The 26,608-nt window shown below is 36.8% G+C and carries 16 protein-coding genes; all 16 read left to right on the top strand.

Annotated elements, in window-relative coordinates:
• The first annotated feature begins 11 nt into the window (after positions 1–11).
• Positions 12–1,469 carry a hypothetical protein gene (locus A5882_RS17560; RefSeq protein ID WP_086373230.1) on the top strand — a complete coding sequence of 486 codons (1,458 nt, stop codon included), beginning with the start codon at positions 12–14 and terminating at the stop codon, positions 1,467–1,469.
• Positions 1,470–1,505: 36 nt separating this feature from the next.
• Positions 1,506–2,732, top strand: coding sequence for a hypothetical protein (locus tag A5882_RS17555; RefSeq protein WP_086373229.1), 1,227 nt, complete (start codon positions 1,506–1,508; stop codon positions 2,730–2,732).
• A gap of 98 nt (positions 2,733–2,830) precedes the next feature.
• Positions 2,831–3,955: a phage major capsid protein gene (locus tag A5882_RS17550; protein ID WP_139843253.1), complete on the top strand. Its 1,125-nt coding sequence runs from the start codon at positions 2,831–2,833 to the stop codon at positions 3,953–3,955.
• Between the two features lie 99 nt (positions 3,956–4,054).
• Positions 4,055–4,552: a hypothetical protein gene (locus tag A5882_RS17545; RefSeq protein ID WP_086373228.1), complete on the top strand. Its 498-nt coding sequence runs from the start codon at positions 4,055–4,057 to the stop codon at positions 4,550–4,552.
• Positions 4,553–4,572: 20 nt separating this feature from the next.
• A complete protein-coding gene (locus A5882_RS17540) occupies positions 4,573–6,096 on the top strand; it encodes an Ig-like domain-containing protein (RefSeq protein WP_086373227.1) in 1,524 nt (507 codons plus the stop codon).
• A 2-nt stretch (positions 6,097–6,098) separates the two neighbouring features.
• Positions 6,099–6,623: a hypothetical protein gene (locus A5882_RS17535; protein WP_086373226.1), complete on the top strand. Its 525-nt coding sequence runs from the start codon at positions 6,099–6,101 to the stop codon at positions 6,621–6,623.
• A gap of 6 nt (positions 6,624–6,629) precedes the next feature.
• Complete coding sequence (locus tag A5882_RS17530) at positions 6,630–8,249, top strand: hypothetical protein (protein ID WP_086373225.1); 1,620 nt, start codon at positions 6,630–6,632, stop codon at positions 8,247–8,249.
• Positions 8,231–8,839 carry a hypothetical protein gene (locus A5882_RS17525; protein WP_086373224.1) on the top strand — a complete coding sequence of 203 codons (609 nt, stop codon included), beginning with the start codon at positions 8,231–8,233 and terminating at the stop codon, positions 8,837–8,839. The genes A5882_RS17530 and A5882_RS17525 overlap by 19 nt, the downstream gene beginning before the upstream one ends.
• A 40-nt stretch (positions 8,840–8,879) precedes the next feature.
• The gene (locus A5882_RS17520) at positions 8,880–10,160 is read left to right on the top strand and encodes a hypothetical protein (RefSeq protein ID WP_086373223.1); all 1,281 of its coding nucleotides are present in this window, start codon (positions 8,880–8,882) and stop codon (positions 10,158–10,160) included.
• Between the two features lie 106 nt (positions 10,161–10,266).
• Entirely contained in the window at positions 10,267–10,857 is a 591-nt protein-coding gene (locus tag A5882_RS17515) for a hypothetical protein (RefSeq protein ID WP_086373222.1), read from the top strand.
• 57 nt (positions 10,858–10,914) lie between these two features.
• Positions 10,915–11,622: a hypothetical protein gene (locus A5882_RS17510; protein ID WP_217808283.1), complete on the top strand. Its 708-nt coding sequence runs from the start codon at positions 10,915–10,917 to the stop codon at positions 11,620–11,622.
• Between the two features lie 11 nt (positions 11,623–11,633).
• The gene (locus A5882_RS17505) at positions 11,634–12,404 is read left to right on the top strand and encodes a hypothetical protein (protein ID WP_086373221.1); all 771 of its coding nucleotides are present in this window, start codon (positions 11,634–11,636) and stop codon (positions 12,402–12,404) included.
• A gap of 29 nt (positions 12,405–12,433) precedes the next feature.
• Complete coding sequence (locus tag A5882_RS17500) at positions 12,434–12,853, top strand: hypothetical protein (protein ID WP_086373220.1); 420 nt, start codon at positions 12,434–12,436, stop codon at positions 12,851–12,853.
• Between the two features lie 56 nt (positions 12,854–12,909).
• Positions 12,910–13,461 carry a hypothetical protein gene (locus A5882_RS17495; protein ID WP_086373219.1) on the top strand — a complete coding sequence of 184 codons (552 nt, stop codon included), beginning with the start codon at positions 12,910–12,912 and terminating at the stop codon, positions 13,459–13,461.
• A 23-nt stretch (positions 13,462–13,484) separates the two neighbouring features.
• Positions 13,485–19,706: a hypothetical protein gene (locus tag A5882_RS17490; RefSeq protein WP_086373218.1), complete on the top strand. Its 6,222-nt coding sequence runs from the start codon at positions 13,485–13,487 to the stop codon at positions 19,704–19,706.
• A gap of 50 nt (positions 19,707–19,756) precedes the next feature.
• Positions 19,757–26,608, top strand: a 6,852-nt coding sequence (locus A5882_RS17485; protein ID WP_139843252.1) for a hypothetical protein, incomplete at its 3' end; no start/stop codon positions are given.

Raw genomic sequence — 26,608 nt, 5'->3', positions numbered from 1 at the left:
GAGGTAGCGATTTGGCGAATCATTTAAAATTCCCAAAGCTAAATACAGACCCTAGAAAGTTTATAGAATCTGTGACCATAAAACCTCTAATTTCAGGAAAAGAGAAGCTAGCTGAAAGTACTTATGTAACTGATGCAGGATTCATTATTCCAAAAATAGAGGCAATTCACGCAGGCGCAACTCGTAATGACACAATTTACCCTGCGCATGAACTTAAAGGTGATGCAGTAAAGGGTACTGGTGTTTATTCCTGGGTTAGACCTTATCCAAAACCAGTTATATACAACCACGATACATTTACAGAAGCGACGGGTCGAGTTATGAAAGCAGTCTTTTCTGAGACTACACAAGCTGGACGACCTGGTATTATTTTATATCCCAAAATTACTAGTCCTGACGCTATCCAAGCAATTAAAGATGGACGTCTTATGACAGTTTCTATTGGGGGAGAAAGTTCTCATGTCCGATGCAATATTTGTCATACAGATATAGCAGAAGAAGGATTTTGCGGACATTACAAAGGTGAAGTTTATGATGACCAACTATGCCAGTGGATTATCGGTGAAATCAAGTTTGATGAAGTTTCATGGGTAAACGTTCCAGCGGATTCAGATGCGATGGTTGTTGATACAGAATCTTCTTTTATCCTTGATGGAGATACTGAAGTCACTGAAGCCACAAATAGCAATAATAAAGAGCCGGTAACAATCACGAAGTCAGATAAATCAATTATCGTCGAATCAAACGAATCTATTAATTTTACAGAAGCTTTAGAAGACAAAGAAACAAACGATATTGAAAACTCAGTAACGGAAGGGGTTGAAAACTTGAATGAACAGCAACTGAAAGAACTCGCTACAATGGTAGCCTCCATTCTTTCTACTCAAAAAGAAGCAGATAAGCCAAAAGATGTCACAGTTGATGACGATATCACTTCTGAGGATAAACAAGAACAAAATACTACAGCTACAGAAGACACAGAAACAACTGAGGAAACTGAAACAGATACTGAAACATCCGAAGATGAAGAAACAAAAGAAACAGCTGAAAGTACAAAAGAATCCTCTGCAGATGATGATAAAGCGGACGAATCAACACAGATTATTTCAGAAGAAGAACTCGCAGAGTTGCGTCAAACAATTGATGACATGCAAGAAGCTTTAAACACTGAACATACTAACGTCCGTGAATTAAGTATTCAATTAATCTTGGCTTTAACGGAAGGTGCAGCAATTGAAGAATTGTCAGAAGAGCTGAATGGACTAGCAATTGAAAAAATCCAAGAACGCTTAACTGAAGCACAAAATTCTAAGAAAGCAGATATGAATACAACTACGGAGCGTAAAGTAACTAAAGTTCAAAATCCCGCAGGTAAAGCAACTGAAGCTACTGAGGATAAAGAAGAAATTACCAAAGAACAGCTACAAGAACAAACTATCTCTTTCTTAAAAAACATTTTAACAAAATGAACATAAAACTATTTTCTCAAGGAGGAAAACATTAAGATGGCACTTTTCCCTAATACATACAATGCAGGTGTTACTTATGACGGCACCGTGGGTAAATCTCACACTAATTTAGTCGTATCAGAAGGTAATGCCCCAGCAGAAAAATTCGTGGTGGCAGCAGATAACCAATTCGACCCATTCATTTATGAATTTGGTCCAGAAGGTAATCAAGTTGTTGTTATTCCTAAAGGTAAAATCGTTGAGACAGCAGGAGCTGAATACAACCGGGGAACTGGTTTTACAGCTACAGCAATTAAAGTCGCAACTGAAGAGTCAGAACGAGTTATTGGTTTGAACCAACACAATGTTTATGAAACTCGTCGTGGTGCTATGGAAGGCACTGGAGCAACAGTATTAACTCGTAACTATATCGAAGTACCACTGTTTGAACATGCGGAACTAGCTACAGCAGAACAATATGCAAAAGCGATGCGATTTGGAGCTGCATATGGAACTACCGGCGGATTAAACCCTGGTGACTATGTTGTTTCTGGGTCAAATGGTAACTTCAAAAAATTTGATAAAGCGAAACATAATGCGCAAATGATTGTTGGCCAGGTTTGGAACGCTACTCGTGACCTACCTCCAATGGGATTCTTGCAATATTACATGGACATTGACAATGCAGAGTTTCAAGCATATATGAAACAAATTTCTAACCCAGCTTCTCCTGGTGGAAAAGGTTATCCGTATGGTGCTCCTTATTCCGTTAAAGGTTGGAAACCTGAGTTCTTAAAACAATTAGGTGGAGTAAAACCTGGCGGTATTCCGTTCTTAACTGATGGTTTCTTCCGAGCTCAAGAACGTATCTCTTTGTCGTTAAAAGAAAACGACCAAAATGTTGAAGCTGTTCGTGTTAACGAAAACACAAAACTTGATACGAAAACTGGTGTCCTAACTGTTAACGAAGATAAAGACAATGAGGGAATGGTTTATGTAAAAGTGAAGCATAAACTAAATATTCGAAAATTGCACGAAGTCGAAGTAACAGTTAAAAAGGTCGGTCCTAAAGGCGACGGAACAGATGACACTATTGTCAAATTAAGAGCTGATGACATTAAAGCTATGGCTGATTCTAATACTGTCGCATTCTACTTAGCTCCTGGTACCTACAAAGATGTAGCCGTAGCTGTTGACGCTGTTGTTAACCCGATTGCTGGATTACCTACTGAATGGGATTACGCTGGTTCTACTGGTGCTGTTCGTATCTTGCTTCAAAAATAATCTTTGAATCTCCTCGCTCCCGGCACTTAGCCGGGACTACCCTCTGGGTTTTTAACCCAATACCTCAAAACTAATCCCTCAAGGAGGATACCTCATAAATGAAAACAACCACTTTTACAACAGAGCAGACAGAAAAAATCGCACAATATTCTGGCTCATTTACATCAAACTCTGTCTTAAATATCTCTGAAGCAAAACAATCAGTTAAAGTCATGGAAGCTTTAACTTCACAAGATGCTAGCATTCTAATGCCAAAGGTAATCCAACAAGTTGTTACAGAAGCAGCCGAAGCTGAATACTTAGCTTCATTATTCTTCAAGAAAATCAAAATTTCTGAAGGACGTTCAATGGAGTTCATCCATTTTGGAGCTATCAGAGCTTCTGAAGTCGCTGAAGGCCAAGAATACCCAGAACAAACATTGAACCTAACCAAAAATGGAACTGGTACTGTCGATGTTCGAGTTAAGAAATACGGTTTGAAAATCAGTATTACTGACGAAATGATTTCTGACAGTTCTTGGGATGTAATTGGTTTACACTTACAGGCAGCAGGTCGTGCATTGGCTCGATTGAAAGAAGAAAATATGTTCCGCCATTTCTCTAGTCATGGACATGTAGTGTTTGACGGTAAGTTATTCGCTGCTGGTGAAGATGGTTATCCTACAGGCCGTGGTTTTGATGGAAATTACAATGGAACATTAGCAGCTGAAGATATTATCGACATGGCTGTATCAATTATGGCAGCTGGATTCAACCCAACTGACATTATCATGCATCCATTATGCTGGAGCTTGTTCGCTAAAAACGCAGCGTTAGAAGGCGCTTCTGTTGCTGCATTTGGCCAAGGTGTTGCAGGGACTGACCCACGAAATTTCAACACTTCTAATGCTTTGGGTATTAATGTAATGTTTAGTCCATATGTAGTTTTTGACCAAGGAGAAATGACTTTCGACTTCTATTTGGTTGACCGAAACAACGTAGGAGTGTTGTTGGTGAAAGATGAAATTTCTACAGAGCAGTTTGATGACCCAACACGTGATATCCAAGCTCTTAAATTAAAAGAGCGTTATGGCATTGGCGTGTTAAATGGTGGTTTAGGTATCGCCGTTGCTAAAAACATCAGATTTGCTAAGACTTATCCAGCACCAGAACGTCGTTTTGCTGAAATGGCTTTACCAACTGACTATGTTGGTGAAGAAGCAAAACAGCACGACAAAATCTAGTGAGAAGACCTAAACTCTAATTACTAAACTAAAAAATTCCAGACCCTAAAGGGAGCCCTCCGAAGGGCTCCTTTTTTCATATAACAGGAGGAAAACTTAATGAGTAATAATATCGTAGTAGCAGTAAGTCCATTTTATACAGGCGCAGGTTGGGAAGATTCATTCACAGGTATCGTATTTAAACCAAATCAAGCTTATCACCCTATTCAAATCAACGAAGACCAAGATTTAACAGGCATTCGACGTTCTTTAAGATTAAATTCACTAATCCTACTAAAAGGAACGTTATCTCCAGCTGAGTCCATAACCGCAACTAAATTAGACCCTGCAGAACTAAATACAGAGCAACTAGAAGAACTAGTAAAATCAGATACTCAGGCAGAAGACAAGGCAGCTGCAGAATTCTTGGAGAAAGAAACTCAGCTTAATACTACGATTGAGGCTCTTAATGCAGAAGTTAAAGCATTAAAAGCAGACAAAACAAAAGTGACAAAAGAGCATAATAAAATCGTTAAAGAGAAAGATACTCTTATTGAGGGTTTATTGGCTCTTCTAGCTGAAAATAATATCGAAGTTCCAGAAACATTAACTAAGTAAACGATGGGAGGTAGTATTCGATGCAAAAAAATTTAGTATCCAAAGTCTATCCATCGCAAAATGCAGAGAATATTGTTCTAATGCCATCGATTCGTATTGTATTTACTGAATCTATGAAAGTTGATTCCCTTAACGAAAACACAATTTTCCTTCAAAAAGTTAACGGTGAAGTAATTAAACTATCATACTTGTACGAGAACATCACAAAAACCTTGGAGCTAATCCCAACATCTCCTCTAGACCAAAATACTAGTTATACCCTTTACGTTAAGAAAGGGGCTGTCGGTCCGATTAGTATAGTTCAGACCGAACACGACAGGTTGTCTTCGTTCACATTTAGAACCCAAGCTGAAACGCCGAGTTCTGCAGAAGCTATAATGCCATCTGGAGTAGTTGTCGAAGCTTCTAACGGATACATTTCCGTGTCTTGGAATTCTGTAGGTCAGAGAACTAAAGTCTCTCTAAGAAGCTCTGAGGACGATATTGCTAAATATATATGGCCGAGTAATTCAGATTATGCAATTCAATCAACGGAAAACAAAATTGACATACCTCAAAAGATTAATCCAGGTAGTTATTATATTTGGATAAAACATGAGCTCGACAAAGGAGAGGAACCTTCTTCTAGTACTTACATTAAAAAATCTATCGTTATTGAGGAAGAGCCACCTATCCCGCTCCCCACAAATCCTTTTAATCTAAACATTGTAAGAACCTATCCGGAAAACAATTCAATCGCTAAAAACTTAGATAAGCTAGCAGTAGTATTTTCAGAAGATATAAATCTTAGTTCTATTTCTCATGAAGATTTACAAATATTAGATGCGGATACAGACGAATTCATGGCTGAACTATTCGAAATCAAGTCTTACGAATACACTATTCCCTTAACAGAAACTCCTCAAAAAACCTTACGAATTATTCCTCAGTTTGAATTTGAGGCGGGTAAAACATACAAATTAATTCTTTCCAAAAATATACATTCTTCGGCAAACCCGGCTGTTAATCTTGGAGAATCCAAGACCATTCAGTTTACAAAAATATGGGAGCATTTTTTTGCAAGCATCGAATCGATTAGAACAATTCTCGGCAATTTCTCGTCCTCCTTCGATGACGTACAAATATCTAAAGTAATCGCAGAGCTTTCCCAACAGCTGTATGCAAGATTTTTAGGAAACACTACTTCCGACTCTGCAAAATGGAAGGATTCGGGTATCCCATATTATGTTGTTGAATATATTAAATATAAAACTGCTTATATGCTGGTTCTCAATCTAGTTGTGAAAGATACTGTAGGACAATCTGAAAACATAAAACTAGGTGATTTACAAGTTGAAGAATCTGCTTCTCGTTCGAGTGAATTAGTCGATTTGCTTGGGCTTCTAAAAGAAGAGATGGAAAAGTGGGAGACACCGTTGGAATCATCTGCCAAAGCAGTTACTTTTGCAAAAATGAGCAGTTCGATAAGAGCATCATCCAACGAATATGGTGCAACGTATCCTGACCATATGACCAGAGTCCCGTTTAATGAGTTAGGAGGATAATCGTGGATTTAAAAAACAAATATAAAGAAATTATCAGTAAATATGGTTACGATATCCTTTTGCTTCAGCAAAACAAAAAAAGAAGATGCAGTTGCTATGACGAAAAAACTCAATCCGCTGACCGTAGATGTCCATTTTGCTACGGTCTTGGATATGTATCAACTATAACAAGACAAAAAATCAGAGATATAGACTCTGGAGTTCCTGTTACTCTTCCTTTGATTACTGCCACAAATACTTATGGTGGTCTCTCGGTCGCAACGAGGGCATACTATTTTCTTCCAGAAGCAACTCTTACGGAAAATGATTTGATTATAGATGTTGAATGGCAAGGAGATACTCCAATATATACAGGCAAAGGCATTTACCAAATAGCGCATATCGACCCTCAAAGGTTTGAAGGTGGGGAATTGATTTTTAATAAAGCCTATGTCAAAGATACCCCCATAAACAAACAAATTAGAGGGTTTAAGATAGTGCAAGACAACAATAAAGTCTTTTATGAATTATCAGAAGAAAGAGGGTGAGCATAGATGAAATTAACTGATATTATCTATGACAACCAAATGACTTCTATTCCGAAACAAAACATTTGTTTAATTGGTATGGCCTCAGATGGTCCAGTCTGTAAACCGTTCTTTCTGAATAAAGACACAGATGTATTTTCTTTACTAGGTGAAAATCAGATGGCTTACTCCTATGACGCTATAGAGAAGGCGGGAATTGCTCGAGAAAAAATTAGTATTTATAGGTTGAATGGTGAGCATGGAAGTATTGAATTGAGTAAAGACAACGAAGTTTTTATCAGAATGATAACCGTAGGTGCAAGTGATGAAGACCGGACCATAGCCATTCAAACAGGTTTCAAATCAATCACCATTAAAAAGACTATTTATGAAGAGTACGAATTGACGACTGAAAATGGTCCTATAGTAGATTCAAAGATAAAAAATATTGAGACACGGACATTCTCTTTCGACATTTATCCGACTCTAGATTTACTTACCGACGCAATTAACAGAGATGCAACATTAGGGATTGTTGAAGTGTTGTCAAACAACCTCAAAAATGGCTACTGTACCGATTACTTTGTAGAACAGAAAGAATATCTCTTTCTAAATAGTCACTCTCAAGAAAACTATGTTCTCGAAGAAGGTACCTTATTCGAAACACACAAAACAAACTATTGGGAAAAGCTATTCTCAGGAATAATTGGGGACGACAGTATGAGTTTTCAACCTGCGCTTCAATTAATCAACTCAGAGATTATGGTTTTTACAGATGTCTATTACGACTCATTCCCTGAAGCTGGTTCGATAATTGCAAGATTTGCTCAAGCAAAGTCAGAAGAATGTGGACGAGAAGTCTTTTCATTAATGAACACAAGTCCTGTACCTGGATTAAAGAATCCTCCAGAATGGTACTTTAAAACGGGACCAAACACATGGATGAGTGAAGATGGTGAGGTAACAATAGACCCATATGAAGACGTCAATAGCTATTTAGACAGGCTGACTTTACTGGGATTGTCTTCTGAACGTAATGCTTCACACATGAATCATTTGCAAGTTACGGTCGGTGACAGTTTCTATCAAAATACAAAAATACCAATTTCTCCTTATTATGCTGCTACATTCATCTCGACCCCTTTCTATCAACCAGTAAGCAACAAACAAATGACTAATCCATATTATGGAGAAGAAATATCAAAAAGTAGTATTGCTATTCTTCAAAGTAGTGGTTATATATGTTGTGTTCCGAGTATTCGTAGAAATTGTGTTCCTTTTGGAGCTCAAAGTTTCAGCAGAAAAGAAGGAACAGTACTAAGTTTTCTACATAATCAACGCATTGTTTCAATTATTGTAAATGATTTAAAAGAAATCTTTGATTCATTTATTGGATATAAGAAAAAAGAAGTATACAACCCCGCAATTCTCTCGAATCAAATCACTTCCTATCTAAGTCAGTTCACCAATCAACAATTAATTCAAACATTTTCATTAAACTTCCCAGAAATTCAAGATATTGATGACCCTGAAGAGTTAAACCTTTCAGTAAATCTCTCACTTTATAACGAGACTCATAGTATTCAAGCTGGGTTTTCTATTGAAGATAGAAAAGGAGCAGTAAACGTATGGAAACTCCTCTCTTGAAATCCGAAAAGAAAATGTCTTTTGACGATTTCACCGACCATATATATGTACTTCTGAATAGCGCTTGGGGAGATGAATGGGGTGTATTTACTGAAACTTCTCCGACATCTACCGACAGTAAAAATTCTGTATTCCCTCAAATTGTGTATGAACTAAAATCTATGGTTCCAGGGCGTATCGGTAAAAATACACGAGAAATCAAACCAAGATTTCGAGAGGAAATAACTATAGATGGTCAAAAGACAAGATTTTTAGGACAAATAATGGACTGTAAAGTAGGTTTTTATATTTACGGAACTTCTAACGAAGAAACAGAATTGTTAACTAACCGCTTTATGGAATTACTAGACACATTTAAAGGTTACTTAGGAGAACAAGGTCTGAAGGAACTCATTTTCGAAAACAGAACGAAGTTGCTTGATACTTCTAACACTAAAGAAACCACCTCAACTAGATATTTAGAATACTTCTTACGGTTAGAGAATATTACTCAACAAAATGTCGATTCAATCAAAACTATCTCCCTTGAGGCAAAGAGTCTCTATGAAACTTTAGCTCAAGAAAACAAACTACCATCCCAAAAAAAATAAAGAGGAATCTTTATAAATAAACTCAAATGGAGGAAAAAAGATGCCAACATACAAAAACATTCCGGGTGTAGATATTACATTACTCGATGGACAACTATCTACGTCAACACAAGTTTCTGGAACTAGATTACTAATTATTGGCGATGTTCCAACGGGTGTTTCGACTCCCGACGAACCTGTTCTAGTTCGAACAGTTGCTGATTTAAGAGCCGGCTTCGGAGATTTCTCAGTTAACGGTGTAGACAACCAGTTAGCTATTGAATGGCAAGCAGCTATGGATGAATCTAAAGCCAATGTCTACTTGTTAGCGTTGAAAGGTGCAACACCTAAACAAAAATTCTTGAATCTATACAATCAACTTAATGGATACATGATTGACTTGCAATTCGACCATGTGGTGTTAACTGGATTATATGCTGATGAGTTGACGGATAAATTAACAGTTACAGATTTTACTCAACCAGATGATAAGACAGATTTCCCATCTCTTCCAGGTATCGTAGCGATTGAAAAAGAAGTTAGTGAAGGTAAAACAACTACTGAATATGTTGGCTCACCGGGTCATCTAATTGCTTCCTATGCAGAACGTCAAAGCTTGTCTTCGAATGAAACCATTGGCTACATTGGAGTTAAACCACCGACTGCATTTGGTACTAGAGATATTGCAACTTACGTTTCAGCTTTGGTTGAGCAAAAAAATGAATTCTCTAAATTTTTACAAGTTATCGTTGGGCCACAACACGGAGTAATGGTAGAAACAAGCTTAAAAGCAAAATGGGCTTTAGGTCCGGCAGTATATGCTGCCCAAGTATCTCAATTACCTATCACAACTGCTCCTACTAATCAAAAAATCAAATCAGTAAGTACATTGCGTTGGATGTTTAGTCAGCGTCAAATCGACTCCTTGATTGGAAACAAATACGTTGTATTTACTATTAAGAACGGAAACGTCATTGTAGTTGACGCCGTTACGACTTCTCCAGATATCAAAATTGGTGAAGAAACTAAGAAATCTGATTACTCTCGACTTTCTACACTTAGAGCAATTAACTCTTTAGTGAAAGAAATCAGAGAACTTGGTGAAAGCTATATCGGCATCACTACTGGTTTTCCTACTTACTCGTCATTAAAAGCTGGCATTAAGTCAGTAATAGACAATAGTATCAACATTGGTGCAATCTCCGATGCAACATTTGCTTTAACTGTCGGTGAGCAATTTGACAGTATAGTTATTAAATTGACTGTACAACCAACATTTGAATTGCGAAACATCGCAGTAACAATTGGTTTGTCAGACCCGACAAACTTCACGTCTGAGTAAATTAATGAATTATAAGAATCTCTTAGCGGAGATTCTTAGCCCACTGGGCAACAAATAAATGCGATGGTTAACCCACGCAACAACTCAATAGGAGGTACATATAAGTATGTTTCAATCAAGCGATTACTCTAAAACATATACTTCTTTCTCTGGTTCTGACATTACTGCAACAATCGGAACAGTAGTTATCGGTACATTACAGTCAATTACTTACTCTGTAACCCGTGAGAAAGCCCCAATTTATACTATGGGAGACCCAAATCCAAAATCATTCTCTCGTGGAAAACGTGGTATCGCAGGTTCACTAGTATTCACTGTATTTGACCGAGACAGCTTAAAAGAAATTAAAAGCCAATCTTTAATTAATGCAAGTGGTTTAAATACTAGCGCTATCCACAAAACTGGAACAGCTCCTGAAGGTGTGTCTGCTGCTGCAGGAAAATCTTTAGACAGTATCGTTTCTCAATGGCAAACTCAAAGAAATCCGGTTTACACAGACGAGATTCCGCCATTCGATATCACAATCACATTTATGAATGAATACGGGCAATCAGCTTCTATGATTATTTTCGGTGTTGAATGCTTAAATGAGGGCATGGGGATGTCTGTTGATGACATTACCACAGAGCGTGCAGTAACATTCGTTGCTCGAGCTATCGAAGATTTATCTGAAAACAAATACGAAAATATCGATTAATTATCTACCGTTAAAGGGGCCCAAGCGGTCCCTTTTTTGTTAGAAAGGAGCAGAAAAATGATTGATAAAAACTCAATTTTCGACAATCTCATTGACCAAAGATTAGAAGTTAATCAAGGAGAAACTCCTTGGGAAAACTTTGCTTATCATCAAAAAATGTCTTTGCTTTCATCTACTGACTCAACAGGAGCATCAACTAGTTATACATCAAATAAAAAAGAAAAGAAGATAAATAAAGGCTACAATGCCAAGTTTACCGAGGCCTCCTATTCAGTAAATAATACATATACTTCTTTTTCAGGTGCTGATGCAATAGTCAGTATTGTTTTCAAAGGCGGACGACCAATTACTATTGGTGAATGTCAAACTATCACTTATAGCTCATATCGGCCCACAACTCCTGTTTATCGATTGGGTAAGGCAAAACCTGTTGGACACACAAGAGGTCCTAGAACCGTAGCAGGCACAATTATTTTTACAGTCTTTGATAGGAATATCTTAGTAGCCGCCTTACACAAAGCTTTTCAAGATAGTTCATCAAACTTTTTAGATTACAGTATTTTGTCCGATGAATTACCACCTTTTGATATTCACATAACTTTTCTAAATGAATACGGACAATCTGCTCAATTGATAATCTACGGAGCGAAAATAGCTTCAGAAGGACAAGTGATGTCTATTGAAGATATGATTACGGAAAATACAGTACAGTTCTTAGCTGACGATATTCGTGCAATGGAACCTAATATATACGAAAAAGGATAGGATGAAAAACTATGGCGAACTATTACTCAAATGATAAATATGATGCGTCAAAATCTTCTTCCTCTGAATATTTCTCAGGTTCAAATGTTCGTGTGTTTTTTAACAATAAAGAAATTGAAGAGATGACATCAATTCAATTTCAGATGAACGAAAATGTTCAACCAATTTATGGTTTCAATTCCTACACATTTGACCGAATCGCAAGAGGAAATAGAATAGTCCAAGGACAATTTTCTATGAATTTTGTAACAAAAGGGTATTTACAAGACATACTTAAAGCCTTATGTTCAACTACAGATGAGGGAGTAGCCAATACAGAATCCTCATACACCAATGTTTCTAGTGCAGATGAAAACATAAAAATGATTCTGAATGCAAAAGATTCAGCAGCAGCTGCGGCCTTAAAAGCCGATTTAAAGAACTCTCTTTGGGGCTCGGAAAAATACTACAACTCAACAGTATCTAATACTAGATATCAAGATTCTCACTTTTATTCAGGAGATACAGAGGATTTGAAATCATTAGGATTTGATATAAGAATTGAATATTCACCCGATGCAAATGATGTTGATTTTCAAAATAGTCTAAGGAACCTTGGTTCAGGTAATTCAGCATATCATACCTACAGAATCTTGAATGAAGTTCATATCTATAATATTTCTCAAGTTGTTGGAAATGATGGACAAGTTATTCAAGAAACATACTCATTCTTAGCAAAAGATGTTGATGGTGAAGGTGTAGTGTCTACAGCCCTAGACGAAAAATACACATATAAATTTTAAAAAACTACATAATAAGAGGAGATAGAATTATGGTGAAAAAAAGTAAAAAAGCAACTGATTTAATTGATGGTGTGAATGAAGAAGTGGAAGAAATAGTTGAAGATTTGAATGAACAAGAAGATGATGGTCGCTTGTTTCCTGGAGGACCTAATGAAGAAGAAATTGAAGAATTAAAGGTAAAAACAGGCGGAGAACTCTTTATGACTCGAATCATTGATAGCTACTATTTATGGCGACCATTAAAACGACTAGAATATAGAGAAATCATGCGAATCGAAAATGCGGATTCATACTTCCGTGAAGAAAAGATTTGTGAAAAATGTGTAGTCTATCCAAAAAATGTTGCAAAAGAACTCCGCTTAGGTAGAGCAGGCATTGCAACTTTATTGTCAGAAGTTATTTCTGAAGAATCTGGATTCACTAACAATGTTCAATCAATGAAATTATAAACAATTATATGAAGGGTGGGCATTCGCCCATCCTTTTTTAGTTAGGAGAAAACTAGATGAATCCAGAGGAAAATTTAAGCTTAACTTCAGCTCAATCAGATTTATCATTTAACGAAGAGAGCTGGATGGCGATTGATGAATTCAAAAAAAGATATTATGACGTTTATTTCATTCAAATCTATGACCAAGATTTCATTTACAGAATTCCTTCAATTGAGGACTTTAAGAAACTAGAAACTCGATTCCCAGATATTTATGACCTACAAGAAGCCGTTTGTAGAGAATATGTTTTAGACCCGGTTATCGAAGACTGGTCAGAAAATATTCCCGCTGGTTATGTAGAAAGCCTTGCTAAAGCGATAATTAACGATGCAGGAGTATGGTGGGACGGAGAAACAATCAAGCAAAAACTTGAAAACGCTAGTACTGAGATTTCTTCTTTACAAATACTTTTACCGTTAACTATAAAAAAAGCATTCCCAGAGTATTCATTTGAGGAATTGAGGTCATGGAGTTTATCAAGGCAGTTCGAGTATTACCAGTATGCCAAGTGGTTAATTAATGTTGATAATCCAACGTTTACTTTAGAACTCGTTGGTGATAAATAGGCAAGGAAGAGTGGAGGATATAAATGGGCAAATATGATAATAAAGAAGAGAAGAAAGCATCGCTGTTAGATAGCCCTTTTAAAAAGGCAGTAGCACTTGGTATTGGAGTAGCTTCAATAAATGTTCTTAACAAGAAGGGCGTTGGCAGAAAATTTCTTTCGGAAGCTTCTCAATTTTCATTACAAGTGGACGATGCTTTTAGAGCGTCAAAGCTTGCTACTTCAACTAGAGCAATAGGTAGTGGTATTACCGATACGTTTGGCCACGACCCTGGCTTACTTCGTTTAGCTCAAAATAGAGGGCGCCTAACTGATGGAACTTTGAACAACAGAATTAAACAAAGAGCCCTTGTAAACGCACGCCCAAACCGAGTATTACCAACCGACGTTTCTAGAATTCATCAAGCAACTCAAGGTTCCGCTATTAGAGACCATATAATCGCCAGAGAGAATCAAATGAAGAGTCTGGCTTCCTCCCATATCAATGCAGCATTAAAAGAAAACGCCTTTAGTTCAGTTACTAATAGAGATGCAGAAATACTACGTGATGCTATAAATAATAGAAGTGCACAAAAAGTTCTATCAAAAAATACTTCACAAGAAGATGTTTCAGAATTTCTGGACTCTTTACACCATTCAGAGGGACTAAAGAAAAAGTTACAAGACTATTCAAATAACAAGCAAGGCTACAATGATGAAGTCTGGAAAATAATTAATCATGCCAATAAAGAAACTGACAAATATGTAGCACAATATAAAAGTTTTACTCGTGATGAAGGAAACACAATTGATTTCATGAAGAATACCTATGCTTCTCAACGTGTTCAGATGGAAGCTTTAGAGTTTAATTCTTTAATGAAATCCACACAAGAAGCAAAACGTTCACAACGAACATTGAACTTGTCAGAATCTGGATATAAACCAGTGAGTATGGATGAAGCGACAAAATACACATTACCAAATGGGAAAACGATAGCAGATTCATACTCTCTAAAAAAAGTAGATAAACTTGGAAACTTTAAAGAATATTCAGGCGTTGATGCTTTTTATGCTAAAGGTAGAAAGTTAGGGTATAAAGAATCTGATTTAGAACAACATGTATTCTCAAACCAAATCTATATAAATCCTGAAACGGGTAAAGTTCTAGACTTTACGGGACAAGATGCGGCTAAGAAGGCTAGAAGAGGATTCATACAAGATAATCTTCAAGTTCCAGTAATGAATTTCAATCCATATGATATCGCTCAAACAAGGACATTTGACTCTCTCAAAGAGGCCCCATCATACCGACTATTTCGTGCCGGTGAAACTCTCGACTTCATAAATCCCAGCAAATTGCCTACAAGACCGAGTGAGTTTATCTCAGATATGCGTTCTGAAAGTTTACCTATCTCAGAAGACTTAGTATTTTCTCATGATAGTGTGTATCGGATGGACTCAAATGTTATTAAGGGCGCAAAAAACTTTCAAGAAGCTAATACCGCGATTCAGGAAAAACTCGATACTTTGCTTATTGAGGATGGACTTACATTAGCGCCATCCAGTGGAAACATATATGAAAGACTCGCAAAGGGAATCAACGGTGCTTCTGATTCACATACAAGTAATCCAATTAAAGATGTTCTTGGATTAGGGCAAGATGCCGAATCGATGTATGGAAAAACAAAGCGTTTCTTCAATAAGTTTAATAATCCAGAATACGGTGGAAATCTTGGAAAGAATCTATTCGCTTCTTCAGGAAAAGACCTGGATATAGATAGTGCTAAAACCTTCGTAGGAGCTGCTGAATCGTTAATAAACAATTATGCAGAGAACTTATCCTCCGAGTCTCAAAACGTCTTAAACAAGCGTTTAAGTTCCTTTTTAAACAATCAGTATCAGGATTATGGACTTCATCTTAATTTCGACACTTTGCTTGACGAAGAATCAGTCGTTAGTGCAATGGCGAAAATTTCTTTGGCACAAAATTCCCCCAATAAAATTTCCAATTCATTTGAACATAGTATTATAGGAAATATAGAAGACCAGATTTCACAAACTGTAAAAAGGTATGACTCTAATGCAATTGATTTTTTGAAAGACTCAAGAACTCGAAAGACACAAACTGCGGGAGAATTAGTGCCACAATTCTTGGGCGGCCCTGTAGTGTCTGCATTCGAAAAATCACAGCGAAAAACAGTCAGTTCTATAGAAGACAGTAAAAGATTACTTCAAGAATTAGCAATAGCAAGTGCTCGTGATTCCGAAGGTAATTTAATGACTATCGGAGACTTGATGTCTAACTTAGTCTCAGATTATGGGATTAATGGTCAAACTCAAAAAGAATTGATGGCACTAAACCACCATTCAAAATTAAAGTATTTCAATTCCAAGATTAATTCTAGTACAGAACAAATCGCTCTAGAAGGTTTAGAACAGTTTTCAGATTACTATTCATCTGATTTTATTCAAACGGCAGACCTCGTAGAAACATTACGACAGTCCGACCCTTTTATAGGATACGGACCTGCTAATGAAAAGACTAGAAAAATTATCGGAGATACAGCCTCTTACACACCGATAAAAAAACACAGGGGGCTAATACAATCTATTAATGAACAGTATGTAAATGCATCTTCTACAGATGCCCTTTCAAAAGGGTACTCTGGCGTTGCAGGAACAGCTGATTATTTCAGACAATTTTTTGCTGGAGCACATGACAGAGATTTTGTCACGACAAGTACTGCAGGTTCATATTTCTTTGCTGACCGTTTAGACACAGCCTTAACGAATGTAGGACTTGGTTTGCCAAATCATATGAAAGGTTCATTCCAAAGTATTTTAATGAACCAATCCTTGAGACGAATAGCTATGCCAGCAGCTATCCTAACAGGTGCTAAATTAGTAGATGGCATCACAGGAGACCGAATATCTGATAATCTTGCAGATGGCTATGTGAACATGAGAAGTGATGTTGCTGGAATCAGTGACTTTACTGGGTTAACCGGCATGAAGAAAAACATAGCACGTTTATTCCCTTATGCAAATCAACTGACAGAAACACCATTGGGCAAAGCAGCGGACTTTCTTACTTTAGGAGCATTCGGAACCAGGGACCAAGATGAAGAAAACAAATATTGGACTTCAGGAGAAGACGCAATAAGAAAAGGTAGGTGGTGGGGAATAGGGTCCAACTCTCCATATATCGGAGATAAGATTGATAGGTATGAACCAAACTGGTATCGAAAAATGAAATCTGACTATATGTTCTCAGAAAATGCCTATGGCTCTGAGTTTGAATATTGGTCAAATCATCCTATGGTCAACCCTATTAAGCACTTTGTTACAGACCCGTATCATTATGAAAACAAACATAAAGATGACCGTCCTTTTGCAATAACAGGAGGTTTTGCTGAATTACAAAACATTCCGCTGATTGGCCCAGCTGTAGATTCACTTGTGTCAGGGATATTAAAACCTCACAGAATTAATCCAAAACTTGAAAAAGCTCATGAAGAATATCTTCGAATGTACAATGAAAGGTTGATTGAAGGCTATACTTCTATGGATTCCGGTGGACTTATCTCTACGTCACCTGGTGGTGGGATAGGCTTCACTGGAAATCAAATTAATGCTGAGATAATTGATGAAGATGGTGAGATAGACCAAGAGTCCTTAGATGACGGTGTAGAAGTCGGAGGCAAATCTGGATATGTTGAATCTATCGCTAGTTCAAGTTCTTCAAGAAATCGTTCATTTAAGAGACAAACAAATGCCATGAGTTCATATAAGGGAGATATTAGAGGAGCAATTTCCCAGATGAACAAAAGCTTAGCTTCTAAAAATACAATGACTTCTCGGTCTTATATTGCAAGCCCCTCTGGTTTAATCGACCCTGGTACAGTTTATGATTTGAGTTCTGCCACTGATAAAAATGCCTTTTCAGTTTCTGGTTCTGGCCGTGAAGTATTGTATAACATTAGTGAAATGGGTGGCTTGTTTGGATTCTTAGGAAAAAGTGGTCTTTCATGGGAAGAAGCAAGAAAAAATCCAACTTTACAAGACTCTACATTGATGTCATCAAATAATAAAAAATTCTGGGACATGGAGCTCGGAGGATTAGGTGGGGATATCTCAGAAATATTCCGTAGATATTTACCTCGAGATACTGCTAGAAATTACTATAATCCGATACGTAATACGATGCCTGGATGGATGCCTGGTCCTGAATATTTTACAGATTTCCTTCATGGAGACCCTTATTCTAGGATTGCTCATGGTGAAGCCAGATTACCTGGAGAAGCATACGAGAAACTCTACAATGTAAAGAAAGATGCAGAGGGAAATTACTCAGCTCTAGACCGCTATAGAATACTTTCGGATATTGCACCTTACTCGGACCAGTTCAGATTATCGAAAAGAGAAGTTAGCCTGCTTTCTCAAAACGGTCTTCTCTCAGAAGAAGAAACAGAGGAATATCGTGAAATTAGGAATCAGGTGACGGCTAAGAAAAAGAAAAGACTGTTTTATCCTACAAAATTTATAGATGATAAATTAAAAACTACTAAAGAAACTGTTACCGTATCAAGAGTTATTGACGCAAATACTTTCTTAACTGAAGAATACGGGAATAATCCGTTAAAACTAGCTGGTGTCCAAGTCAAATCAACTGATACTGAAAGACGTAACTTGATTGACCAGTTCATAAAACCCGGACAAAAGCTTCGAGTGGAACTAGATGCAGACCCAAGCAAACGGGTCAGAAAAGACATGATGGATACAATGAGAGTAGTTGTATATACCCCTCATGGAGAAGAGGGAAATTACTTTGGCATGTATGGTATTACAAAGAATGAGAACTTAAACTACGCTTTGGCCAACATGGATGCTAAACAAACTGTCTCAATAAAAGATGATGGGTCTGCAGTGGCTACAAAGGCTCTGTATGATAAGTCTGAGATTACTGTTGGTAAGATAAGCGAGTGGACCACTCATCGGCTATTACCGAATATTCCTGTTGTTGGTATCGTTGCTGACAAATTTATGAGAGTACAATCCCCTGTAGAAGCATACAGGAAAGATATCTACTCGAAGGCTTGGCGAGATTGGGCTCATCCTATACAAGATTGGGTAATTCCTGCGGCAGAAACAAATATTGCACGCAACCCACTATTAGCATTTGGCACAGGATATGGCGTTGGAAGACTGATGGCCAGAAGTAATAAAACCTATTGGGGACTAGGGTTAGGATTGTTGTCAGGCATAGGAGCATCAACTAGAGCATTAATTCATGCAGCTAGTCCCGATGATTCTGTATGGTTGCCTACTAGACGCAAAAAAGAACGAGATATAGATGAATATTTTGACAAGCTAAAATATATCAAATACAGCGGACTTTACGAGAAAGCTAAACTTTTAGCAAAATCTGAAGAAGGATTTAATCTTGATTCCTACTTTAACGAAAAAGAAAAATTCGGTAAAAGAAACAAAAAACAGAAAAATTACCTTGAATCTAAGAAAAAGTGGTTGTCAATCGATAAAAAAAGTGGTTATGGTAATCAAGACTTAATAGACAATCAATTGTCGTATATTCGCTCTGAATTGGGCGGAATAGATAATGACAGGTCTTTCGAGCAAGTTGGCCCATATACTGCTATGGCTCTAAGATACAAAGAACAAATGGAATCAACTTTGTATGGAGCTGAAGATTCTTTAGACTTCCAAAAAATCTATCGAGCATTACCAGCAAAAGACCGCCAGTTCTTCACAGAATTCTTAAAAGCCTCGCCAAAAGAAAAACAAGAAATCATTCGGATGGTTCCTAAAAACCAACGGCGGATTTATCAACAGATGTTCAATATGGAAGTTGATGAAAAAGAGGATTTAAAAGACTTCTTTGAAGACCATTATCTACCAGGAAGAGACTGGGAAGGATGGCAAGCGAGTACAAGCTTAGATGACATCAAAGTAAAAGTAATGTCTCAAGAAGGAATGACTCTGACGGAGGCAAACTACTGGGACGATGATGTAGAACGAGCAGCGAAAAGTAATGTATCAGCGATAGAACCATTTACTCCCACGGTATCTCAAAATATTGATATTAGAAGACTAGAAAACGCACTGAGAGGTGCGGGCCTGAAAGATGTTTTTGTTTCTATGCAAACAGCGCCTTCATCTCAATTATCGTTCAATGCAGATGTCGATATAAATCAAGACCGGACAGAGGAAGTAAAAAAAGGAATCTTCAATCATTTATTTAGCAATTAATAGGGAGGGCTTAGGCTCTCTCTATTTTTACTTTAAAGGAGGTAAAAACGATGGTAAAAATCCCAGAACGAAATATTTTTGGTGGACAAAATATATTCTCATCAACAACTATCGAACCAGTACAAGACTTAACACACATGTCTGAAGTATTAGATTATTTAAACAAAAATGATATTGATAACAATAATAATTCATTAGGAATATTTTCAAGCGATATTAGGAGAAGTGTAGGCTCTGGAAGCACACTTGAAACCGAAAGAACACTTAGCAATATGGTTGATGGAGAAGACTTTGTCTTCTACGATTTTGAAACAATCGGGAAAATGCCGCAACAGAACCATTTTTCTAGTCTTCCTTCACCATTCACTCCTACCGAGCTTGCTTTTCAAAAAACAAAGTTTCAAAATAATAGGTTCCATAAAACTTCAGACTTTGGTTCAATATTAATCCAACCAAAAAAAGAAATGGAAACTCATATTGAAGGATTATTGAACACAATTAATATGAACCCTTTTTCATTGACAAATGGTTCTATTGACCAAGATGACAGACGATTGTTACTTCGCCTGTTTTCTTACGGAGAAGCTAAAACATCTAAACAAACTTTTAACGGAATGGAATACATTTCATTAGATGGCGCAGGTGCAACCCCAACTTCAATCAGTGCATTAACTGTTAAAAAGGATTTACCAACAATCAGAAAGGGTTTCAATTTGATTAAAAGCGGAACGCCCATCGATGTTACAGCTGATATTTTTAATTCAGCGATGAAAGGTGCTGGTGTTGCTGGACAGAATATCAATAACTTCGACCAATTCGGTATTTATTCTTTATCAAAATCATTGATGTCCAATGAAAAAACAAAGAATAAAGGACGTCAAACTTGGGCTACGTACCAAAATGCTAAAAAACTAGATTCCTATGAGATGATGAACTTATTACCTAACCAGAATAGTGCATTAGGGTCTAACATGAACTTGGGTAACGTTTATTTCAATTCTACTGGGAAAATACTAGATGGCGCCCATACAGGATTTGTCGATGTTTCTGCAAATATTGACATTGTAAATCAATCCATTAGGGAATCACAAACAATAGCTAAAAATTCAAAAAAAGATTATCTAAGTACGAATTCAATTTTTCATGTTAAGAGGGGCCCTGGAACTTATACAAATACGCCAGGTGCAGATTATAACAATCACAGAGGTATCTATAATGTCTCGATGATTAAAGGTCAGGATGGTCAATGGCAAATGTCTCGTCCTGGAAGAGAGCCTGCTATTATTGGTGGGAATTCTTATCGAATAAAACAACAGTTAAAAAATGTTCCTTTCGGAGCAGATAAAATTCCCCATTACATGATGGTCCTGGAAAATATAGATACAGGGGACCATTCAGCTATCGTAGCCGAGTCGATGGGTCAACTGGGGTCATACTTCAGTTCAAACAATGTTTCAACTGACTCTGCACTTTCTATATTATCGAGAAGAAAAGATAATAGCAGAAGAAGATGGGATAGAATTGTCAAACCATCTCAAAATAATCATACAAATGATGCTGTTTCAGATATAAAGAAAATGTATGAAAATCTAGACAACTACCAAGCTCGACTTGCACAGATTAAAGAAGCCGAACCAAACCTTTCAATCAAAAATGCTCAAGAAAGAGCGATAAGAGATGTACATAAAGCAGCAGTTGATGGTCAAAATCTAGATAACTTTCAATATCGTTACTCATACGACAAAATCCGTAGTGTTGTTGACTTAGAAAAAACCTTAACAGATATCAGACCATTCGCTGAAGAAACGATGGCCTACGCTACAAAGAATGGAAATTCAAAACAACAAAGAAATGCTTTAGTTGAATCAATGTTTGGAAAATATCATGAAGCATATGGAGCAGATATTTATGATGTTCAAGAGCGACACGGTCTTTTCTTGCCAAGGAGTGTAGGAGGGGAAGTAAATTATCTAGATATTACAACGACTGATTCAATAAAAAATAAAATATTCAGCTTAAGTAGCTCAGGTAATCATGCAAGTATTTCGAAGAGAATGGAAGACTACCTTACAGATATTTCTGGATACGGAGCTCTATCTCAAGACCAGGTCAAATCTTTTACATCGAGAATAAGAAAAGATTTAAAAAATCAAAACAAGGTCTCAGCAACATTGGCTAATGAAATATCTACTTTTATTCAAGAAAATGGTAGTAAGCTTCCAACAGCTTTGAACGAAGTACATATAAACAAGAAAGTTACAGAACCAATTAGAAGAACTGCATTTTCAAATGGACTCCGCTCAAAAAGTTCTAACTATGCTAAAAATCAGTTCGGTTCTTGGGCAACACAAAGTTTAGAAGAAATAATGAGTACAATTTCTTCATCAGGAACTTTCGGAGCGAGCGCTGCGAGGATTTCTGCTGAAGTGGCTAACGCAAGTTTTGTTACAGACCATTTTGACTTTCAAGATAAAATGCATGCAATGATTCGGGGCAATTCAAAAGTAAACGGATTGTATAAGGATTCCAATAAAAATGCGTACTTTAACTCACTAAATGAAATCTTAAACGGATTCGACAGAAATAAATTTGAAACGTCAATTTTTCAAGATGAAACAACAAATCGTTTGATGTTATTTTTTGGTGAATCTGGAACAGTAGTAGGTAAGCAGGCAAAAGACCTGAGAAGCTCGAGGTCTGTTTCTCAGATAGAATTGCCTATTCTAACTAGCAATAACACAGTTTCTTTCCAAGGTACCAACTATCAAAACAGATTTTTTTACAAGGGAGAAAAATCTGCCCAAAGATATGTAGACTTATCACAAAAATTCCTTGAAGATTTGAAATATCTGCCAGACGATATGAGAAGCGAGATTAATCGCTTAAGAACTAATGGTATAAAATTTAATTCTTATCAGGATGTCGCCAATTCAAGAGTAAATCGACAAATTTATAGTACTACTCAATCCTTATCTGAAAGAGCATTTTTAGGAGACAAGAGCTCAGAACATAAGCGTCATAGAACATCCCCTTTGTCGAATGCAAAAATGGGAATGCAACTTGATACAGGCGAAGCAGTTAATGAGTGGCTTGCAAAGACTCATCCTGAAATGAATGCAATTTTTGAAAGACAAAGAAAGAACAATCCTAAAATTAACAAATGGTTTGACGTTGCACCAAAAGAATATGGATTATCTATCAACGATTTTAATAATCTGCGTAGTCAAATGAATTTCGGTTTTACAGATTTTTTCAACAATAATATTGGTTCGAAGGATGGCGTTAAGCTTAGCGTTAACGGGACTAGTGGAAAAAATGCAGGGAGAGGTATCTATAGTGGATTAGATGTTAGGAAATTATCTCCTGGAGGTATGTTCCAGTCAACGTCTCACGAAAGAGTAGAAAAAGCTTTAAATTACGCCACTATTGATAGAGAAGAAACTATTAGTAGACTAATGCTTAATCGTCAGTATTCAAGACTTCAAGCCGAATCTGTTGTGGGCAATAGTATGGTTTCAAACGCTGGTCGATACTTTGGAGCAGACAATGAAACTTCACATTTAAATATGACTCACCGTATAATGAATGATGAACAAATCAGTCAAAAATTGGCTGGCTTTGACAAGAAACGTTCAATGCTTATGGAAGAAATAAATACTTTGAAGCTGGCTGATACCAGTAATCCTTCTATTAAGCATCAAATTGCTGCTAAACAAAAGGAATATGAAAAAGTATCAGCAATTCTGAATGAAGCATCTGCAGCATCAACATTTGATGGACAAATGATTATGCGCAAAAGCATGGCTGATTCTATGACCAGAGTAAATGCAGGACATATAAAATTAAATGGAACAGAAATTGATAGTAGTTTTAAATCTTTCCTAATAGAACATGGATTTGTAGATACTGATTATGATTTTACAAATAGTCTAGACTTTAATAAAGGCGGTCTTCATCACGATTATTTAGATAAGTATGGACTTCTAGATAAAAATGGTCAGGTAACTATCGGTAAAACAGCTGACTATCAAACAGAAAAAAGTAGAATTAAAACCAAAGATTACAAAATAACCGGCTATGATGCAAAACTCCAAGCTTTTAGATACGAAGAAAGATTAGGTTTAAATAATTCTGACAAAATTATTACTAAATCTGGTCAACGGGCTACCGTAAACATATTACCTGATTATGTTGTAGATGCAATTGCTGGTTCTGACATTGACCTTATTGGAACAGCAGCGGGCCTCTCAAAAGGCGCTGGAGGTGTCCATCAGTTAGAATTAATTAACACGGCTGGAAAACAAATTCAAAGTTCTCTTATAGATGTTGCCGAGGGTAGAAAATCTTTATCAAGTCTACCACGTGCCTTACAAAAAAATATCGGGAAGACTACTATTCAAGACTTAGCCAATACAGCTGTTCAGACCAATGTATTGAATAAGACAATGAAACCATTATTCAGAGAGCTTGGATTGGATGGACAGATTTCCTATCAGACATCAAACAATGGAATATCACTAGTTGAAAGTTTTAGTAATGCAGGAATACTTGGAAACAAAGAAGCGGCTTCAAAATTTGGACAGGTCTTAGATTCTTTTTCAAAAGAACATGGCTTGAACATTAGAGGGGACGTAACGAATACCGAAGTGGCTTTCCATGACGTCGCAATATGGGGTGGGGCGTCCTCAAAAGCTCAGACCTCTTCTAAAGAATATCTGGCCATAAAAAACACGTTGTCTAAATCAGGAGTTAATAATGAAGTTGCTGATGAGATTCTAAACCGTTTCAAAACTCCAACAAGTATTATGGATATTGAATCTCACAAGGAAGCTAGAACAATAGCTTCTCAGATTATAAATCATGAAAAGATTGTACGTGAAGGCATAGACCCACTTCATCGAAAAAACTCCATAATATTTGATGTCTCAGGTGGTTATTCCGGTTCTCCTCTCGATACACCTACATCAGTAGCTGCTACTTCTTACAATGGTGCCGTTCATATCGACATGTCCAATACAAAAAAGAAAATGTATAGTGAGTTACGTTTTGGACAAACGCCTGGACAAGGAACTTCGGAAGCACTAAACACCATATTGATGCCTTCTAGCATGAATATCACCCTTGAGAATGGTACGCAAACTGTCGGTGACCTAGCAACCAACATGACTGCAGCCAATAGAAGTGAATCAGCTATGTTTATGAAACTTCCCAATATTGCCACTGAAGAGGCTCGAGTTAGCGCCAAATATATTCCGATGATAGATGTTAAACCTGAAAGACTTTCTGTTTTGGATAAAGATACTCAAATTCATTTAAAAGCTATACAGACTTCCCAGGCATCTATATATCAAAATGCTACTGAAATGTTAAATCAAGATGGACCTATATCCAGAAAAGCTATTGAAAGTTTTAATGATTCCATCATGGAGCATCAATCATTATTGAACAAATATTTAACTGGTACGGGTTCCGGGAGTTTCGAAAAGGGTGCAATAGGTGTTTCTCAAGAAATGTCTGGCGCATTTAAAGCTTCCTCTAGAAATGTATCTATTGCTTATGAAAGAACTTCTGCTGGTCTTTCTTTAAGGAATGAAGCTGCTGAAGCAACTGTGGCTATATCTCCGAAAGAATTCAGAAAAATGATATCAGGGAATGAATTGGCTATTGCTGAAGCAATTGAATTGAAAGACAGAATATCAGTTGCTGATTTATCTAAGATGAATACAGACGTCTTAACTAAAGAAATAGTACAAGCTTTAGATGTTCGTAATGGTGTAGAAAATACTGCTGTATTGAATGCAATGTTCTCAAGACAACCAACAACTGGTTCAGACTCCTATCAAGCAAGAAGATTAGTTTTGGATAGTGCTCTGGAGTCAGGAGCAAAATCAAATATGAATATTGGTCCGATGACAAATAAACTGATGAATGGTGACTTTGATGGTGACTATATTTACAGTATGTTATCAATGTACAACAAACCAGAGAACGCTAAGTTAATTAATGACCAGTTAGGAAAAGTCTCCAATTATCAACTTAATATGGTTAAACAATTAGGTCCACAACATGTTCTTTCTGAACTTGGAAGTATAGGTTCAAGTGAGCTAACATCTGTCGGAGATTTGATGAAAGAATTATCTTCGGGAATTAAGTATAACGACTATGGAAGCAACAACATAGGTGATGAATTTCTAAATATTGTATCTCACGAACAAGGAAGCTTTATCGGACAAGTCAATAACTTCACTGCTAGACAGAACGCTGCTGTTGATGTAGTAGCTGATAGATTATTAGCGACTAATCAGTTTTCACATACTCAAGTAGCAGACTTGCGAAGAAGAACTGATGCTTTGAATTATGTCTTTGCTCAAATGCCAATCGGAACTAAACATATAGAGAGCAGTATTTTTGATGGAAAAGATGTTGGAGAGCTACTTAAATCTGGAAGAACTAGTTCAGAGGACTACATAAATTATAGAAACAACATGTCTAAGGCCATGAATACCATCCAAGGCTTGGAATACAATAATAAGCAAAGCTTAAACCAGGCAGTTGAATACTTTGACTCTTTACTCCCTCAAGACAAACTAATAGGTGCATTGAAAAAGGGTGGCTTTCAAGATGTAACGTCTGAAAACTATAAAGGACATTTATATGAGCTAGCTAATGACTTTGCTTTAACTAATCAAGCTGTCGGGAAAAATGCCCAATTAGGATATCATGGTGACTTAGGCACAATAAGAAAAGACTTCTTATCTCCAACGGGAATTCCAACAGAGGCTTTAAAAGACATTTCATCTATGTATGATACAAGCTTACCCTCAAGGCAGATAGCTGGAATTGATAGTCGAATAAAAGATATTTTGGGAAATACGGATAGTATTTCTATAGGAGATATTTTA

The sequence above is a fragment of the Enterococcus sp. 4E1_DIV0656 genome, assembly GCF_002140695.1.
GTDB classification, from domain to species: domain Bacteria; phylum Bacillota; class Bacilli; order Lactobacillales; family Enterococcaceae; genus Enterococcus_D; species Enterococcus_D entomosocium.
The sequence above is the reverse complement of the archived record's forward strand: the minus strand, read 5'-3'. Positions and strand labels throughout refer to the sequence as shown.

Excerpts from the sequence above, each read along its gene's own strand:
- A5882_RS17555 (WP_086373229.1), top strand. The coding sequence starts at position 1,506 with ATGGCACTTTTCCCTAATACATACAATGCAGGTGTTACTTATGACGGC.
- A5882_RS17550 (WP_139843253.1), top strand. The coding sequence starts at position 2,831 with ATGAAAACAACCACTTTTACAACAGAGCAGACAGAAAAAATCGCACAA.
- A5882_RS17545 (WP_086373228.1), top strand. The coding sequence starts at position 4,055 with ATGAGTAATAATATCGTAGTAGCAGTAAGTCCATTTTATACAGGCGCA.
- A5882_RS17540 (WP_086373227.1), top strand. The coding sequence starts at position 4,573 with ATGCAAAAAAATTTAGTATCCAAAGTCTATCCATCGCAAAATGCAGAG.
- A5882_RS17530 (WP_086373225.1), top strand. The coding sequence starts at position 6,630 with ATGAAATTAACTGATATTATCTATGACAACCAAATGACTTCTATTCCG.
- A5882_RS17525 (WP_086373224.1), top strand. The coding sequence starts at position 8,231 with ATGGAAACTCCTCTCTTGAAATCCGAAAAGAAAATGTCTTTTGACGAT.
- A5882_RS17520 (WP_086373223.1), top strand. The coding sequence starts at position 8,880 with ATGCCAACATACAAAAACATTCCGGGTGTAGATATTACATTACTCGAT.
- A5882_RS17515 (WP_086373222.1), top strand. The coding sequence starts at position 10,267 with ATGTTTCAATCAAGCGATTACTCTAAAACATATACTTCTTTCTCTGGT.
- A5882_RS17510 (WP_217808283.1), top strand. The coding sequence starts at position 10,915 with ATGATTGATAAAAACTCAATTTTCGACAATCTCATTGACCAAAGATTA.
- A5882_RS17505 (WP_086373221.1), top strand. The coding sequence starts at position 11,634 with ATGGCGAACTATTACTCAAATGATAAATATGATGCGTCAAAATCTTCT.
- A5882_RS17500 (WP_086373220.1), top strand. The coding sequence starts at position 12,434 with ATGGTGAAAAAAAGTAAAAAAGCAACTGATTTAATTGATGGTGTGAAT.
- A5882_RS17495 (WP_086373219.1), top strand. The coding sequence starts at position 12,910 with ATGAATCCAGAGGAAAATTTAAGCTTAACTTCAGCTCAATCAGATTTA.
- A5882_RS17490 (WP_086373218.1), top strand. The coding sequence starts at position 13,485 with ATGGGCAAATATGATAATAAAGAAGAGAAGAAAGCATCGCTGTTAGAT.